Source organism: Kitasatospora sp. MAA4, assembly GCF_029893355.1.
GTDB lineage: Bacteria > Actinomycetota > Actinomycetes > Streptomycetales > Streptomycetaceae > Kitasatospora.
This window is the reverse complement of the sequence record NZ_JARZAI010000001.1, coordinates 526,197-545,278: the sequence shown is the minus strand read 5'-3', so window position 1 is coordinate 545,278 and position 19,082 is coordinate 526,197. Positions and strand designations below refer to the sequence as shown.

Annotated in this window: 2 protein-coding genes; both read right to left on the bottom strand. The window is 72.4% G+C overall.

What is annotated here, in order from left to right:
• Positions 1-43: 43 nt before the first annotated feature.
• Positions 44-10,642: a type I polyketide synthase gene (locus P3T37_RS02345; protein WP_280721666.1), complete on the bottom strand. Its 10,599-nt coding sequence runs from the start codon at positions 10,640-10,642 to the stop codon at positions 44-46.
• Positions 10,643-10,705: 63 nt separating this feature from the next.
• Positions 10,706-19,078, bottom strand: coding sequence for a type I polyketide synthase (locus P3T37_RS02340; RefSeq protein WP_280721665.1), 8,373 nt, complete (start codon positions 19,076-19,078; stop codon positions 10,706-10,708).
• Positions 19,079-19,082 lie beyond the last annotated feature (4 nt).

The window sequence follows — 19,082 nt, the reverse complement described above, 5'->3', positions numbered from 1 at the left end:
CGCGAGGGGCGAATACGTCGATGGGTCCGAATATTCCGAGACCTCACGCGAGGTCGAACTCTTCGTCGATCATGTTGAGCAGCTCGTCCACCGAGGCCGCGTGGATGTCCTCCTCCGAGACGCCGATGGGCTTGGCACCGGCCGACTCCCGCAGCCGCAGCAGCAGCTTCTCCAGGCGGACGGCGGCGTTCTCGTACTCCTCCGGGTCCTCCGGGACGGCGGCCAGGCTGGCCTCCAGGCGGTCGATCTCGTCGGTCAGCGAGCCGACCGGCGTGCTGCCGAGGACGGGCAGCTCCGCCGCCAGGTAGCCGGCGACGGCGGCCGGCGTCGGGTAGTCGAACACCAGGGTCGCGGGCAGCCGCAGCCCGCTCACCGCGTTGAGCCGGTTGCGCAGTTCGACCGCCGAGAGGGAGTCGAAGCCGAGCTCGTTGAACGCGCGCTGCTGGTCGATCGCCTCATGGCCGGAGTGGCCCAGGACATCGGCGACCTCGCCGCGGACCAGCTCCACCAGGGCCTGCTCGCGCTCGGCGGTGCTCAGACCGCTCAGGCGCTGGGCGAGCGAGGACGCGCTGTCCGCGCCACCCGTCCCGCCGCCGGCCGCACCGGCCGCCGCGCGGCGCGGTGCCACCCGGACCAGACTCCGCAGCAGCGGGGGCAGGTTGTCGCCGAGCGCGCGCAGCGCAGCGGTGTCGAAGCGGACGGGCGCCAGCAGGTTGCGGTCCTCGGCGATGGCCGCGTCGAACAGCGCCATGCCCTCCGCCTCGGTCATCGGAGTGACCCCGCCCTTGGCGACACGCCGCCGGTCCGCCTCGTCCAGGTGACCGATCATCCCGTGGTCCCACAGGCCCCAGGCCAGCGAGGTGGCCGACAGGCCGAGCGAACGACGGTACTGGGCCAGCGCGTTGAGGAACGCGTTGCCGGCGGCGTAGTTGGCCTGCCCGGGCGGGCCGAGGATGCCGGAGACGGACGCGTAGAGCACGAAGGCGCGCAGGTCCAGCTCGGCGGTCAGCTCGTGCAGGATCCAGCCGGCGTTCACCTTCGGCTCCAGCACCGCGTCCAGCTGCTCGCCGGTCATCGAGACCAGGATGCTGTCGTCGAGCACACCGGCGGTGTGGACGACGGCGGTCAGCGGGTGCTCGGCCGGGACGGCGGCCAGCAGCCCGGCCACCGCCGCCCGGTCGGTGACGTCGCAGGCGGCGAAGGTGACCCGGGCGCCGAGCGCGGTCAGCTCGGCGTCCAGCTCGGCCGCGCCGGGGGCCTGTCCCCCGCGCCGGCTGACCAGCAGCAGGTGGCGCACCCCCTGCTCGGTCACCAGGTGACGGGCGAGCAGCACACCGAGGCCACCGGTCGCGCCGGTGACCAGCACCGTGCCCTCGGCGTCCCACGGGGAGGCCGGGTCCGAGGCAGCGACCAGCGGGACCTTCGCCAGCCGCGGCGCCCGGGCCTCGCCGTTCCGGATCACCAACTCGCGCTCGCCGGTGGCCAGCGCAGCCGCGACCAGCTCCCGCGAGCGGTCGGAGCCGTCCCAGCCGTCCAGGTCGAGCTGGGCGAACCGGCCCGGGTTCTCGGTGCTCGCGGAGCGGAACAGGCCCCACGCACCCGCCAGCGCCAGGTTCCGCAGCGCAGCCGAGTCGTCGGCGGCCACAGCGTCCCGGGTCACCAGGACCAGCTGGGACGAGCCGAACCGGCTGTCCGCCACCCACGCCTGGGCCAGCTCCAGCGCACGGTGCGTGGTGCGGCGGGCGACCTCCCCGAGGTCACCGGCAGCCGTGCCCTCGTCCACGGCCGCCAGGGGCAGCAGGACGACGGACGGCACCGGCTCCCCCGCGTCCACCGCTCGACGCAGCGCCGGCAGGTCCGGGTAGCTGCGCGGCGCGAGGCCGCCGAGCGCGCCGGCCTCGTCGGCCAGGACCGCCCAACTCGCGGTGTCGGCCGGGGTGGTGGTGGCCACCGCCGTCCAGTCGACCTGGAAGAGCGACTCGTGGTGCGAACCGCCCGCGCTGCGCAGCAGCTCGGCGGAGACCTCGCGGGAGAGCAGCGACCGCACGGTCGCCACGGGGGTTCCGACCGTGTCGGTGATCGCCAGCGCGACCTCGTCCAGCCCGGTCTCGGCGGTGGTGCGGACCAGCCGCACCCGCAGGGCCGTGGCGCCAGTGCTGTGCACGGTCACCCCGGACCAGGAGAACGGCAGCCCCGGGCGGCCGTCGGCCTCCGCCACGCCCGGCAGCAGGACGTGCAGCGAGGCGTCGAGCAGGGCGGGGTGCAGGAGGTACCGGTCGGCCTCGGCACGCTGCTCCTCCGGCAGCGCGACCTCGGCGAGCAGTTCGCCACCGACCCGCCAGGCGCGCAACAGGCCCTGGAAGGCCGGGCCGTAGCCGTAGCCCTGGTCGACCAGCCGTCCGTAGACGTCCGCCAGGTCGATCTCCTCGGCCCCGGCCGGCGGCCAGGCGCCCATCGGGTCTCCGACGGGAGCGGCCGACGCGGTCGCGACGAGCACTCCGCTCGCGTGCTGGGTCCAGGACCGGCCCTCGCCCTCGGGGCGGGAGAAGATCGCGAACGCGTGGCGGCCGCTCTCGTCGGCGCCGCTCACGGTCAGCTGGAGCTGGACCGCACCAAGCTCGGAGAGGACCAGCGGCGCGGCGAGGGTCAACTCCTCGACGGTGTCGCAACCGACCCGGTCACCGGCCTGGGTGGCCAGCTCGACGAAGGCCGTGCCGGGCAGCAGGACAGTACCGAAGACCGCGTGATCGGCCAGCCAGGAGTGAGTGGAGAGCGCGAGCCGTCCGGTGAGGACCAGGCCCTCACCGTCGGCGAGTTCGACCGCCGCACCGAGCAGCGGGTGCCCGGCGGAGGACAGACCCGCCGACAACACATCGCCGGTGGGCGCCGGGGCCAGCAGCCAGTACCGCTCATGCTGGAAGGCGTAGGTGGGCAGATCGACGTGCTGCGCACCGGAGTTGGCGTAGTACGCCTGCCAGTCGACGGGCGTGCCGGTCACGTGGAGGCGGGCGAGGGCGGTGACCAGCTGGTGTGCCTCCGGGCGGCCCTTGCGCAGGGCCGGGATGGCGGGGAGCTCGGTCACCTCGGCGGCCATCGCGGACAGGACGGCGTCCGGGCCCAGTTCGAGGAGCGAGTCGATACCGCGGGCCTCGATGGTGCGCACCGCGTCCGCGAAGCGGACCGGGCGGCTCACGTGCTCGACCCAGTAGTCGACGGACTGGAGCTCCTGTGCGGAGGCGAGTTCACCGGTGACCGTGGAGACGATCGGCAACTGCGGTGCGTGGAAGGTGAGTCCGGAGACGACCTGGCGGAAGTCCGCCAGCATCGGGTCCATCAGCGGCGAGTGGAACGCGTGGCTCACCGACAGCTGCTTGAACTTCACCCCCAGCTCACCAGCGACCTTCAGGACATCGACCTCAACACCCGCCAGGACGACTGAGGTTGGTCCGTTCACGGCCGCGATGGCGACCTTGTCCGACAGCAGCGGAAGGACCGTCTCCTCCGAAGCCTGGACCGCGACCATCGCGCCACCGGACGGCAGTGCCTGCATCAGGCGTCCGCGCGCCGACACCAGCGTGCACGCATCCGCCAGGGACAGCACGCCCGCGACATGCGCGGCAGCGATCTCACCGATCGAGTGACCCGCCAGCACCTCGGGCTTCACACCCCACGACTCGACCAGGCGGAACAGCGCCACCTCCAGTGCGAAGAGGGCAGGCTGCGTGTTCCCGGTCTCGTCCAGGCCCGTGCCGGAGAGGATCACCTCCCGCAGCGACGGGTCCAGGTGACCGAGCACCTCGTCGAGAGCGGCGGCGAAGGCGGGGAAGGCCTCGTACAACTCCTTGCCCATGCCCGCACGCTGAGCTCCCTGACCGGTGAACATCACACCCACCCGACCAGAACCGGCCGCGACACCCTCCACCGTCTCATCGCCCACCAGCACGGCCCGGTGCTCGAACACCGAACGCCCCACCGCCAGCGAGCAGCCCACATCAACCGGCCGCAGCCCCGAAACCGCAGACCGCAACCGCTCAACCTGCCCGGCCAGCGCAGAAGCCGTGCGACCCGACACCACCCACGGCGTCACCGCCGGAGCAACACCTTCAGCAACCGCCGAGAGTACCGGCGCCTGCTCCAGCACCACATGCGCATTGGTCCCGCTCACGCCGAACGACGACACCGCCGCGCGCCGCGCCCGCCCGGTCTCCGGCCAGTCGCGGGACTCCGTCACCAGCTCGACCGCACCCGCCGACCAGTCGATCATCGGGGACGGCTCACCGACGTGCAGCGTGCGAGGCACGACGCCGTGCCGCATCGCCATGATCATCTTGATCACGCCCGCCGCACCGGCGGCGTGCTGGGTGTGGCCGATGTTGGACTTCACCGAGCCGAGCAGCAGCGGCTGTTCGGCGGTGTGGTCCTGGCCGTAGGTCGCCAGCAGCGCCTCCGCCTCGATCGGGTCACCCAGCCGGGTGCCCGTCCCGTGCGCCTCGACCACGTCGACGTCGGCCCCGGTCAGTCCGGCACCGGACAGCGCCTGGCGGATCACCCGCTGCTGCGAGGGACCGTTGGGAGCCATCAGCCCGTTGGACGCGCCGTCCTGGTTCACCGCCGTGCCGCGGACCACCGCGAGCACCTGGTGTCCGTTGCGCCGCGCGTCGGAGAGCCGCTCGACGAGCAGCACGCCCACGCCCTCGGCCCAGCCGGTGCCGTCCGCGTCCGCCGAGAACGCCTTGCAGCGTCCGTCCGGAGCCAGCCCGCGCTGCCGGCTGAACTCCACGAACAGGGTGGGGGTGGACATCAGCAGCGCGCCGCCGGCCACGGCCAGGTCGCACTCGCCGGAGCGCAGCGCCTGAGCGGCCAGGTGGAGTGCCACCAGCGACGAGGAGCACGCCGTGTCGAGCGTGAGCGCCGGGCCGGTCAGGCCCAGGTGGTAGGAAAGCCGGCCGGAGGCAATGCTGTTGGCGCTTCCGGTCAGCAACTGGCCCTCGTAGCCCGGGACCTGGGCAAGCACGCCACCGTGGTCCTGTCCGCTGACGCCGACGAAGACGCCGGTCTGGCTGCCGCGCAGCGACAGCGGGTCGATGCCGGCCTGCTCGATGCTCTCCCAGGTGGTCTCCAGCAGCAGGCGCTGCTGCGGGTCCATCCCGAGGGCCTCCCGCGGCGAGATCCCGAAGAAGGCCGGGTCGAACCGGTCGACGCCGTCGACGAAGCCGCCCTCACGGGCATAGCTCTTGCCCTTCGCCTCCGGGTCCGGGTCGTAGATCCCGGCTTCGTCCCAGCCGCGGTCGGTCGGGAAGCCGGAGATGGCGTCCACGCCGTTCGAGACCAGCCGCCAGAGGTCCTCCGGCGAGCTCACCCCGCCGGGCAGGCGGCAGGCCATGCCCACGATCGCGATCGGATCGTCGTCCACGGCCGTCCGCGGCACCGGCACCGCAGCGGCGGCCGGGCTGCTGCCGGCCAGCTCGCCGCGCAGGTGCTGCGCGATGGCGGCAGGGGTCGGGTAGTCGAAGATCAGCGCCGCCGAGAGGCGCAGACCGGTGGCCGTGTTGAGCTGGTTGCGCAGTTCCACGGCGGTCAGCGAGTCGAACCCGAGCTCCTTGAACGCGCGGTCCCGGTCGATCGCCGCGCGGTCGCTGTGCCCGAGGACGGCGGCCACATGGCCGCGGACGAGGTCGACCAGCAGGCGCTCGCACTCGGCGTCGCTCAGTCCCGCGAGCTGCTGGGCCAGCGAGGCGGCGGCGCCACCGGTGCTTGCTGCGGCGGCGCGCCTCGGTGCCACCCGCACCAGGCCGCGCAGCAGCGCGGGCAGGCCGTCGCCCAGCGTGCGAAGGACGCTGAGGTCCAGGCGGGTCGGCAGGGCCCAGGCGAGCCCGGAGCCGACGACCGTGTCGAACAGCGCCATGCCGTCCTCGGCGGACAGCGGCAGCATGCCGGCCTTGGCGATCCGGGTGACGTCGTTCTGCGAGAGGCTGTCGGTGATGCCGCCGGCCTGCGCCCACAGGCCCCAGGCGATCGAGGTCGCCGGGAGGCCGAACGAGCGGCGGTAGCGGGCGAGTTCATCGAGGAATCCGTTGGCGGCCGCGTAGTTGGCCTGCCCGGGACCACCGAAGGTCGCCGCGGAGGAGGAGTAGAGGACGAACGCTGCGAGGTCCAGGTGCTGGGTGAGCTCGTGCAGGTTCCAGGCCGCGTCGACCTTGGGCCGCAGCACGCGCTCCAGCTGCTCGGCGGTCAGCGTCGCGGCGATCGCGTCGTCCAGCACGCCCGCGGTGTGCACGACCGCGGTCAGCGGGTGCTCGGCCGGGACGGCGGCCAGCAGCTCGGCCAGCGCCGCGCGGTCGGCGACATCGCAGGCGGCGAACGTGACCTGCGCGCCGAGACCGGTCAGTTCGGTGGCCAACTCCTCGGCGCCGGGCGCCGCAGCACCGCGCCGGCTGACCAGCAGCAGGTGGCGGACGCCGTACTCGGTCACCAGGTGGCGGGTGAGCAGTCCGCCGAGGTCGCCGGTCGCGCCGGTCACCAGGACGGTGCCCTCGGCGTCCCATCGAGCGCCCTCGCTCTGGGTCGACTCGGTCGCGGCGGTGGGGACCTTGGCGAGTCGGGGCGCGAAGGCGTCACCCGCCCGCAGCGCGAGGTCCGGCTCGCCGGTGGCGAGGGCGGCGACCAGGGCCTGCCGCGAGGCCGACGTGCCGTCGAGGTCGATCAGCACGAAGCGGTCGGGGTTCTCGTTCTGCGCAGTGCGGACCAGAGCGCGCACGGCAGCCAGGACCGGGTCACCTGCGGCGGCCGGGTCGGTGGCCACCGCGTCGCGGCTGAGCACGACGAGCCTGGAGTCGGCGAACCGCGCGTCGGCCAGCCAGCGTTGGACCAGCCGCAGGGCGCGCCTGGTGGCGAGGCGGGTCTCCGCCGCCAGGTCCTGGCTGCGGTCGGTTGCGGTGAACGCCGCGAGCAGCACGGCCGGGACCTGGTCGGCGTCGGACTCCAGCGCGGCTTCCAGCGCCGCCCAGTCCGCGTAGCCGCGGGCAAGGCCGGGAAGCAGTACGTCGACACCGTCCAGGGCAGCCCAGTCGCCCGGGATCTCGGCAGCGGGACCGGTGAGCACCCTGGTCCAGTCGACCTGGAACAGTGCGTCGTTGCCGCCGTTCCCGGCGGCACGCAGGGCCTCGGCCGAAATGGCGCGCGACAGCAGCGAGTTCACGGTCACCACCGGGGCACCGGTGCCGTCCCAGGCGACCAGCGACAGGGTGTCCGGGCCCAGCAGGGTCAGCCGCACGCGCAGTACGGCGGCGCCCGAACCGTGCACCGTGACACCGGACCAGGAGAACGGCAGCCCGCCCTGCCGCTCGTCGTCCACGACTCCGCGCAGCAGGGGGTGCAGGGCGGCGTCCAGCAGGGCCGGGTGGAGGGCGAACCGGGTTGCCTCGGTGCGCAGTTCGTCCGGCAGGGCGACCTCGGCGAACAGCTCGCCGTCGCGCTGCCAGACCGCGCGCAGCCCCTGGAAGGCCGGGCCGTAGCCGTGGCCCTGCGCGACGAGCCGCTCATAGGCGCCCGTCACGTCGACCTCGGTCGCGCCGGCCGGCGGCCACACCAGCAGACCCTCGGGCGCACCGGCGGCGGCCGCGAGCAGCGTGCCGGTGGCGTGCTGGGTCCATGGCTGGTCCTCGCCCTCCGGGCGGGAGTGCACGGTGAGTTCGCGGCGGCCGCTCTCGTCCGGACCGCTCACGGTCAGCTGGAGCTGGACCGCACCCTCCTCCAGCAGGACCAGCGGCGCGGCGAGGGTCAGTTCCTCGATGGTCTCGCAGCCCACGCGGTCACCGGCCTGGGTGGCCAGCTCGACGAAGGCCGTGCCGGGCAGCAGCACGGTGTCCAGGATGGCGTGGTCGGCGAGCCAGGGGTGGGTGGGGAGGGACAACCGTCCGGTGAGGACCAGGCCCTCGCCGTCGGCGAGTTCGACCGCAGCGCCGAGCAGCGGGTGCCCGGCGGAGGACAGACCCGCCGACGACACATCGCCGGTGGGAGCCGGGGCCAGCAGCCAGTACCGCTCGTGCTGGAAAGCGTAGGTGGGGAGGTCGACGTGCTGAGCGCCGGAGTTGGCGTAGTACGCCTTCCAGTCGACCGGGGCACCGGTCACGTGCAGGCGAGCGAGCGCCGTGACGAGCTGCTGCGCCTCCGGGCGGCCCTTGCGCAGGGCCGGGACGGCCGGGAGCTCGGTGATGTCGCCGGCCATCGCGGACAGGACGGCGTCCGGGCCCAGTTCGAGGAGCGAGTCGATGCCGCGGGCCTCGATGGTGCGCACCGCATCAGCGAAGCGGACCGGACGGCGCACGTGCTCCACCCAGTACTCGACCGACTGGAGCTCCTGCGCGGAGGCAAGTTCACCGGTGACCGTCGAGACGATCGGCAACTGCGGTGCGTGGAAGGTGAGTCCGGAGACGACCTGCCGGAAGTCCGCCAGCATCGGGTCCATCAAAGGCGAGTGGAACGCGTGACTCACCGACAGCTGCTTGAACTTCACCCCCAGCTCGACAGCGACCTTCAGGACATCAGCCTCAACACCCGCCAGCACAACGGACGTCGGCCCGTTGACGGCCGCGATGGCGACCGTGTCCGACAGCAGCGGAAGGACCGTCTCCTCCGACGCGGCGACGGCAACCATCGCGCCACCGGACGGCAGCGCCTGCATCAGCCGACCGCGCGCCGACACCAGCGTGCACGCATCCACGAGGGACAGCACGCCGGCGACATGCGCGGCGGCAATCTCACCGATCGAGTGACCCGCCAGCACCTCGGGCTTCACACCCCACGACTCCACCAGGCGGAACAGCGCAACCTCCACCGCGAACAGCGCAGGCTGCGTGTTCCCCGTCTCGTCCAGACCCTCACCCGAGAGGATCACGTCGCGCAGCGACGAGTCCAGGTGCCCGAGCACCTCGTCCAGAGCGGCCGCGAACACCGGGAAGGCCTCGTACAACTCCCGTCCCATGCCCGCACGCTGAGCGCCCTGACCGGTGAACATCACACCCACCCAGCCAGAACCGGCGACACCCTCCACCGTCTCGTCGCCCACCAGCACGGCCCGGTGCTCGAACACCGAACGCTCCACCGCCAGCGACCAGCCCACATCAACCGGCCGCACATCCGACCCGGCCACGAAGTCCCGAAGCCGCTCGACCTGCCCGGCCAACGCGGAAGGCGTCCGACCCGACACCACCCACGGCGTCACCGCAGGAGCGACACCCTCGACCGGAGCGGCCTCCTCGGCCGGCGCCTGCTCCAGCACGACATGCGCATTCGTCCCGCTGATCCCGAACGAGGACACCGCCGCCCGCCGAGGACGACCCGTCTCCGGCCAGTCGCGCGCGTCGGTCAGCAGCTCGACCGCACCCGCCGACCAGTCCACCTCCGGCGACGGCTCGCCGACGTGCAGCGTGCGAGGCACGACACCGCGCCGCATCGCCTCGACCATCTTGATCACGCCCGCGACACCGGCGGCTGCCTGGGTGTGGCCGATGTTGGACTTCACCGAACCGAGCAGCAGCGGCCGTTCCGCCGGCCGGTCCTGGCCGTAGGTGGCGAGGAGCGCGTCGGCCTCGATCGGGTCACCCAGCCGGGTGCCCGTCCCGTGTGCCTCGACCACGTCGACGTCGGCCGTCGTCAGCCGGGCGTTCAGCAGCGCGTGGCGGATCACCCGGCGCTGCGAGGGGCCGTTGGGGGCGGTCAGGCCGTTGGACGCGCCGTCCTGGTTGATCGCCGAACCACGGACCACGGCAAGGATGTTGTGGCCGTTGCGCTGCGCGTCGGAGAGCCGCTCGACGAGCAGCATGCCGACGCCCTCGCCCCAGCCGACGCCGTCCGCATCCGCCGAGAAGGACTTCGAGCGGCCGTCGGGGGCCAGCCCGCGCTGGCGGCTGAACTCGATGAAGGTGCCGGGCGTCGACATCACGGTCACGCCGCCGGCCAGCGCCATCGAGCACTCGCCCGAGCGCAGCGCCTGCGCGGCCAGGTGGAGTGCCACCAGCGACGAGGAGCACGCCGTGTCCACGGTGACGGCGGGCCCGGTCAGGCCGAGGTTGTAGGCGACCCGGCCGGAGGCGACGCTGCCGGCGCTGCCGGTGAGGAGGTGTCCCTCGTGGCCGTCGGGAATGTCCCGGAACCGCAGGCCGTAGTCGCCGTACATCACGCCGGTGAAGACGCCGACGGAGGATTCCCGGACCGTGGCGGGGTCGATGCCGGCCCGCTCGAAGGTCTCCCAGGCGATCTCCAGCAGCAGCCGCTGCTGCGCGTCCACACCGACTGCTTCCCGCGGACTCATGTCGAAAAAGTGTGGGTCGAACTTATCGGCGTCGTGCAGGAAGCCGCCCTCGCGGGTGTAGCTCTTGCCCTTCGCCTCGGGGTCCGGGTCGTAGAGGTCCTCCGCCCAGCCGCGCCCGGTCGGGAACGACGAGATCGCGTCGGTGCCCTCGGCGACCAGTCGCCACAGGTCTTCCGGCGACTCGACGTCGCCGGGGTAGCGGCACGCCATCCCGACGATGGCGATCGGTTCCTCGTTCTTCTGCTCAAGCTCCTGCAGCCGGTTACGGGTCTGTACGAGGTCGGCGGTTACCTTCTTGAAGACACCGAGGAGCTTTTCGTCGTTCGACATTGCTACTTTCCCACCCATTCTTTTTCGACAGGTCCAGAATTTTTCTTCACCCTGCTGCTACCGCTAGTCGAAGGTGATTCCGAATTCCTTTCCGACGAATTCATACATTTCCTCGACGGATGCCGACTCGATCTCCCCGGCCACGTCGGTACTCTCTGCTGCCGCTGCGCTGCCGTCCCACGCGGACATCAGCGCCTTCAGTCGCAGCCGGGTCTGACCGAGCGCGATGTCGTCCAGCTCGATGCCGGTCAGCGCCGCCTCCAGTGCCTCGATCCGCTCCAGGACCAGCCGCTCCGGGGAGAGCCCGGTGTCGACGAGTTCCTCCCGCAGATGCGCGGCGAGCGCCTGCGGGGTCGGGTAGTCGAAGATCAGGGTGGCCGGCAGCCGCAGTCCGGTCGTCGCGTTGAGCCGGTTGCGCAGGTCCACGGCGGTGAGCGAGTCGAAGCCGAGTTCCTTGAACGCCCGCTCCGCCGCGACCTGTTCCAGATCCCCGAAGCCGAGCACGGTGGCGACCTGCGTGCAGACCAACTCGTTCAGTACGGCGTCCTGTTCGGCCGGCGACAGGCCGGCGAGCCGCTGGCCGAGCGCCGACTGGCCCTCCCCTGCCGCTGCTCCGCCCGCCACCGCGCGCCGCGGTGCGACCCGCACCAGACCGCGCAGGATCGCGGGCAGGGCCTCGCCCTGCGCCCGCAGGGCCTTGACGTCCAGCCGCATCGGCAGCACCCAGGGCCGTCGCGCGGCGAGGGCGGTCCCGAACAGCGACAGGCCGTCCTCCGCGGTGAGCGGCAGCAGACCGGCGCGGATCATACGCTGCAGGTCGGCCTCGCCCAGGTGGCCGGTGATCCCGCTGGCCTGCGCCCACAGGCCCCAGGACAGCGCGGTGGCGGGCAGGCCGGCACGGTGGCGGTGCTCGGCCAGTGCGTCCAGGAAGGCGTTGGCGGCCGCGTAGTTGCCCTGCCCCGGGGCGCCGAAGACGGCGGCGGCGGAGGAGAACAGCACGAACGCCGTGAGCGGTAGGTCCCGGGTCAGCTCGTGCAGGTTCCACGCGCCGTCCACCTTGGGACGCAGGACCCCGTCGACCCGCTGGGGCGTCAGTGAGCCGATGACACCGTCGTCGGCGACACCCGCGGTGTGGACGACGGCGCCGAGCGGGTGCTCCGAGGGGATCGAGGCGAGCAGCCGCGCCAGGGAGTCCCGGTCGGCCGCGTCGCACGCGGCGACCCTGACCTCGGCGCCGAGCGAGGCCAGTTCGGCGGTCAGCTCGGCGGCGCCGTCCGCTGCCGGGCCGCGGCGGCTGGTCAGCAGCAGGTGGCGCACGCCGTGCTCGACCACCAGGTGCCGGGCCAGCATCCCGCCGAGCACACCGGTCGCGCCGGTGACCAGCACGGTGCCCTCGGGGTCGAACGACACCGGCCCGTCCAGGTCGGCCCGGTCCGTGCCGTTCGTCGCGACCATCGGCATCCGGGTCAGCCGCGGTGCGAGCAGCTCGCCCTCGACCAGGGCGAGTTGGGGCTCTCCGCAGCCTGCGGCGGCGAGCAGCATCGCCCCCGGCTCGGAACCGGGAGGGCCGGAAGTGTCCAGGTCCAGCAGGACGATCCGACCGGGGTTCTCGGTCTGCGCCGAACGCAGCAGCGCCCAGGCGGAGGCCAATGCGAGATCCCCGTCCTCCGCGCCGCGCGCGACGACCAGAAGCGTCGAGTCCGCCAACCGCTCGTCGGCCAGCCAGTCCTGCGCCAGCTCCAGCGCCCGGTAGGTCAACTCCCGTACGGCCTGCGGTACATCACTGCCCGTGCCGGTACCCGACGGCAGTGCCGTCAGCGCCACGGCCGGGAGCGGCGCGCCCTGCTCCACCGCGTCGAGCAGCCCGGCCACCTGCTGGTAGCGCGGCAGGTCCTCGAACAGGCCGTATGCCAGGCCGAGTTCGTCGTTGCCGAGCAGAACCCAGTCGGCGGCGGACGAGCCGCTCGGGCCGGTGGCGACCTTGGTCCGCTCCACCTGGAAGAGCGCCTCGTGGTACGCGGTCCGCGCACTGGTGAGCGCGTCCACCGAGACGGTCCGCCAGAGCAGCGAGTCGGCCTCGGCGACCGGCTTGCCGGCGCCGTCCGCGATCACCAGCGAGACGGTGTCGGGCCCGGTCGACGTGAACCGCACCCGCAACTCGGCCGCCCCCGTGGCATGCACGGTGACCCCGCCCCAGGAGAACGGCAGCGCCGGTTCCGAGGCGTCCTCCAGTGCCTTGAGCATCACGGCGTGCAGGGTGGCGTCGAGCAGCGCCGGGTGCAGGGTGAACAGACCCGCGTCCATGGCCTGCGCCTCGGGCAGGACGACCTCGGCGTACACCTCCTCGTCCAGCCGCCAGGCGCGCCGCAGGCCCTGGAACGCCGGACCGTAGCCGTACCCCTGGCCGGCGAGCCGCTCGTACGCGCCCTCGACATCGACCTCGGTCGCGCCGACCGGCGGCCACTCCAGCAGATCAGCGGGGACGGTAGCGGCTGCGGCCGGTGCCAGGACGCCGGAGGCGTGCTGGACCCACGGCTCGTCGTCGCCGTCCTCGCCCGCGGGCCGGGCGTGAACGCCCAGGATGCGGCGACCCGCCTCGTCCGGCGCGCCGACGGTGAGCTGGAGCTGTACGGCGTCGCGCTCGGCCAGGATCAGCGGGGCGGCGAGGGTCAGTTCCTCGATGGTCTCGCAGCCGACCCGGTCACCGGCCTGGATCGCCATCTCCACGAAGGCCGTGCCGGGCAGCAGCACCGCACCGGCGACCGCGTGGTCGGCGAGCCAGGGGTGGGTGGGGAGGGAGAGCCGTCCAGTGAGGACCAGGCCCTCGCCGTTGGCGAGTTCGACGGCCGCACCGAGCAGCGGGTGCCCGGCGGAGGACAGGCCCGCGGAGACCACATCGGCGCTCTCCTGGACGGGCACCAGCCAGTACGACTCCCGCTGGAAGGCGTAGGTGGGCAGGTCGACGTGCTGGGCGCCGGAGTTGGCGTAGTAGGCGCGCCAGTCGACCGGGGTGCCGGTCACGTGGAGGCGGGCCAGGGCCGTGACCAGCTGGTGTGCCTCCGGGCGGCCCTTGCGCAGGGCCGGGACGGCCGGGAGCTCGGTGATGTCGCCGGCCATCGCGGACAGGACGGCGTCCGGGCCCAGTTCGAGGAGCGAGTCGATGCCGCGGGCCTCGATGGTGCGCACCGCATCAGCGAAGCGGACCGGGCGGCGGACATGCTCCACCCAGTAGTCGACGGACTGGAGCTCCTGCGCGGAGGCGAGTTCACCGGTGACCGTGGAGACGATCGGGAACTTCGGTGCGTGGAAGGTGAGTCCGGAGACGACCTGGCGGAAGTCGGCGAGCATCGGGTCCATCAGCGGTGAGTGGAACGCGTGGCTGACCGACAGCTGCTTGAACTTCACCCCCAGCTCGACAGCGGCCTTCAGGACGTCGACCTCAACACCCGCCAGGACGACTGAGGTTGGTCCGTTGACGGCGGCGATGGCGACCGTGTCCGAGAGCAGCGGAAGGACCGTCTCCTCGGAGGCGGCGACCGCGACCATCGCGCCACCGGCGGGCAGGGCCTGCATCAGGCGTCCGCGTGCCGACACCAGCGTGCACGCATCCACCAGAGACAGGACACCGGCGATATGCGCGGCAGCGATCTCACCGATCGAGTGACCCGCCAGCACGTCGGGCTTGACGCCCCACGACTCCACCAGGCGGAAGAGTGCCACCTCCAGTGCGAAGAGGGCAGGCTGCGTGTTCCCGGTCTCGTCCAGGCCCGCGCCGGAGAGGATCACCTCGCGCAGCGACGGGTCCAGGTGCCCGAGCACCTCGTTGAGAGCGGCGGCGAAGGCGGGGAAGGCCTCGTACAACTCCCGTCCCATACCCGCACGCTGAGCACCCTGACCGGTGAACATCACACCCACCCGACCAGAACCGGCCGCGACACCCTCCACCGTCTCATCGCCCACCAGAACAGCCCGGTGCTCGAACACCGAACGCCCCACCGCCAGCGACCAACCCACATCAACCGGCCGCAGCCCCGAAACCGCAGACCGCAACCGCTCAACCTGCCCCTGAAGCGCACCCGAAGTCCGACCCGACACCACCCAAGGCGTCACCACCGGAGCAACACCCTCAGCAACCGCCGAGAGCACCGGCGCCTGCTCCAGCACCACATGCGCATTCGTCCCGCTGGCTCCGAACGACGACACCGCCGCCCGCCGGGGCCGCCCGGTCTCCGGCCACGGCCGGGCCTCCGTCAGCAGCTCGACCGCACCGGCCGACCAGTCGATCAGCGGCGAGGGCTGGTCCGCGTGCAGCGTCTTCGGCAGGACACCGTGCCGCATCGCCTCGACCATCTTGATCACGCCACCCACACCGGCAGCTGCCTGCGCGTGGCCGATGTTGGACTTCAACGAGCCCAGCCAGAGCGGCTGTTCGGCGGTGTGATCCTGACCGTAGGTCGCCAGCAGCGCCTCCGCCTCGATCGGGTCACCCAGCCGGGTACCCGTCCCGTGCGCCTCCACCACATCGACCTCGGCCGGCGTCAGCCGAGCGTTCGCCAGCGCCTGGCGGATCACCCGCTGCTGCGACGGACCGTTCGGCGCGGTCAGCCCGTTGGACGCACCGTCCTGGTTCACCGCCGTGCCGCGGACCACCGCGAGCACCTGGTGCCCCTTCCTGCGCGCCTGCGAAAGCGGCTCGACCAGCAGCATGCCCACACCCTCGGCCCAACCGGTGCCGTCCGCGTCCGCCGAGAACGCCTTGCAGCGTCCGTCGGCGGCCAACCCGCGCTGCCGGCTGAACTCGATGAACGTGCCGGGCGTCGACATCACCGTCACACCGCCGACCAGGGCCATCTCGCACTCGCCCGAGCGCAGCGCCTGAGCAGCCAGGTGGAGTGCCACCAGCGACGAGGAGCACGCCGTGTCCACCGTCATGGCCGGACCTTCGAGACCGAGGGCGTACGAGATGCGGCCGGCGACCACGCTGGCCGCGTTGCCCGTCATCAGGTAGCCGTCGACACCCTCCGGCGCACGGGTCATCATGGTCGCGTAGTCCGCGCCGTTGCCTCCGGCGAAGACACCGATCTGGCCGCCGCGAACCGTCTCCGGGTCGATGCCCGCGCGCTCGAACGTCTCCCAGGCAGTCTCCAGCAGCAGGCGCTGCTGCGGGTCCATCCCCAGGGCCTCACGCGGCGATATCCCGAAGAACTGTGCGTCGAACTCGTCCGCGTTGTAGAGGAATCCGCCCTCGCGGGCGTAACTCTTGCCCGAGCGGTCGGGGTCCGGGTCGTACAGGTCCTCGTCCCAGCCGCGGCCGGTGGGCAGCGGGCCGACCGCGTCGATGCCCTCGGACACCAGACGCCACAGATCCTCGGGGGACGCGGTGCCTCCCGGATAGCGGCAGGCCATGCCCACGATCGCGATCGGCTCGTCGCTCGCCCGGCCGGCCGCGAAGGTCCGCTGGACGCCGTCCGAACCGAGCAGCTCCGCCTTGAGGTAGGCGGCAACGGCCTGCGGAGTCGGGTGGTCGAACCCGACCGTGGCCGGGATACGCAGACCGGTCGCCGCGTTCAGACCGTCGCGCAGGTCGACCGCCGTCATCGAGGTCAGACCCAGCTCGGTGAAGATCTGGGTGGCGCCCACGCTCTGCGGGTCGGCGTAGCCGAGAACCCCGGCGAGCTGCTCGCGGACCAGATCGAGGAGCCGCTTCTCCTGGTCTGCCTCGCTCAACTCCGCCAGTTCGTCGATCAGTTCGCTCGACCCACGGCCGGGGCGCGGCGCGGTCCGCTCAACGGCCGGCGCAACGTACTCCGCCGCGTCCGTGGAGGACGGGACCAGCCAGTAGTTCTCGTGCTGGAACGCGTAGGTGGGCAGGTCGACGTGCTGGGCGCCGGAGTTGGCGTAGTAGGCCTGCCAGTCGACGGGCGTGCCGGTCACGTGGAGGCGGGCCAGCGCCGTGACGAGCTGCTGCGCCTCCGGGCGGCCCTTGCGCAGCGCCGGGACGGCCGGGAGCTCGGTGACCTCGGCGGCCATCGCGGACAGCACGGCGTCCGGGCCCAGTTCAAGGAGCGAGTCGATACCGCGGGCCTCGATCGTGCGCACCGCGTCCGCGAAGCGGACCGGACGGCGCACGTGCTCCACCCAGTAGTCCACCGACTGGAGCTCCTGCGCGGAGGCGAGTTCACCGGTCACCGTCGAGACGATCGGCAACTGCGGTGCGTGGAACGTGAGTTCGGAGACGACCTGGCGGAAGTCCGCCAGCATCGGGTCCATCAAAGGCGAGTGGAACGCGTGACTCACCGACAGCTGCTTGAACTTCACCCCCAGCCCGGCAGCAACCGCCAGGACATCAGCCTCAACACCCGCCAGCACAACGGACGTCGGCCCGTTCACGGCCGCGATGGCGACCTTGTCCGACAGCAGCGGAAGGACCGCCTCCTCCGAAGCCTGGACCGCGACCATCGCGCCACCGGACGGCAGTGCCTGCATCAGGCGTCCGCGCGCCGACACCAGCGTGCACGCATCCGCCAGGGACAGCACGCCCGCGACATGCGCGGCAGCGATCTCACCGATCGAGTGACCCGCCAGCACCTCGGGCTTCACACCCCACGACTCCACCAGGCGGAACAGCGCCACCTCCAGCGCGAACAGCGCAGGCTGCGTGTTCCCCGTCTCGTCCAGACCCGTGCCGGAGAGAATCACCTCGCGCAACGAGGGGTCCAGGTGACCGAGCACCTCGTCCAGAGCGGCCGCGAAGGCGGGGAAAGCCTCGTACAACTCCTTGCCCATGCCCACGCGCTGAGCGCCCTGACCGGTGAACATCACCGCCACCCGACCAGAACCGGCGACACCCTCCACCGTCTCATCGCCCAGCAGAACAGCCCGGTGCTCGAACACCGAACGCCCCACCGCCAGCGACCAACCCACATCAACCGGCCGCAGCCCCACAACCGCAGACCGCAACCGCTCAACCTGCCCCTGAAGCGCACCCGCAGTCCGACCCGACACCACCCACGGCGTCACCACCGGAGCAACACCTTCAGCAACCGCCGAGACCACCGGCGCCTGCTCCAGCACCACATGCGCATTCGTCCCGCTCACGCCGAACGACGACACCGCCGCCCGCCGAGGACGACCCGTCTCCGGCCACGCCCGCGACTCCGACAGCACCTCGACCGCACCCGCCGACCAGTCCACCATCGGCGTCGGCTCACCGGCGTGCAGCGTCCGAGGCAGGACCCCGTGCCGCATCGCCGCGACCATCTTGATCACACCCGCGACTCCCGCCGCGTGCTGGGTGTGGCCGATGTTCGACTTCACCGAGCCCAGCCACAGCGGAGCGTCCTCGCCGCGCTCCTTGCCGTAGGTGGCCAGCAGCGCCTCCGCCTCGATCGGGTCACCCAGCCGGGTGCCCGTCCCGTGCGCCTCCACCACGTCGACCTCGGCCGAGGTCAGCCGGGCGGCGGCCAGGGCGTCGCGGATGACGCGCTGCTGGGCCCGGCCGTTGGGGGCGGTGAGGCCGTTGGACGCGCCGTCCTGGTTGACGGCGGTGCCGCGGACCACCGCGAGCACCTGGTGCCCGTTGCGCTGCGCGTCGGAGAGCCGCTCGACCAGCAGCATGCCGACGCCCTCGCCCCAGCCCGTGCCGTCAGCGTCCGCCGAGAAGGACTTGCACCGGCCGTCTGCCGACAGCCCGCGCTGGCGGCTGAACTCGATGAAGGTGCCGGGGGTCGCCATGATCATGATGCCGCCGGCCAGCGCCAGGTCGCACTCGCCCGAGCGCAGCGCCTGCGCCGCCAGGTGGAGTGCCACCAGCGACGACGAGCACGCGGTGTCCAGCGTGACGGCGGGGCCGGTCAGGCCGAGGTGGTACGCGACCCGGCCGGACATGATGCTGGAGGTGCTGCCGGTGAGGACCAGGCCCTCCACGCTCGGCGGCGCGTCCTGCATGCGCGGGCCGTAGTCCTGTCCGGTGGCGCCGACGAAGACGCCGGTGCGGCTGCCGCGCAGGCTGGTCGGCCGGATCCCGGCGTGCTCGGCGGTCTCCCAGGCGACCTCCAGCAGCAGGCGCTGCTGGGGGTCCATGGCGAGCGCCTCACGTGGCGAGATCTCGAAGAACGGCGCGTCGAACCGTCCCGCCTCGTGCAGGAAGCCGCCCTCGCGGGTGTAGCTCCTGCCGGAGCGCTTGGGGTCCGCGTCGTAGAGGTCCGCGGGCCAGCCGCGCTCCTCGGGGAAGGGCCCGACGGCGTCGGTCTCGGCCGCCACCAGGTCCCACAGCTCGCTCGCCGAGCCCACGCCGCCGGGGAATCGGCAGCCCATGCCGACGATCGCGATCGGCTCGTGCTCCTTCTCCTCGACCTCGCGGAGCTTGCGGTGCGCCTCGCGGGCGTCGTTGATGGCTCGCTTGAGGTAGTCGCGGAGTTTCTGTTCCTCAGCCACGCGA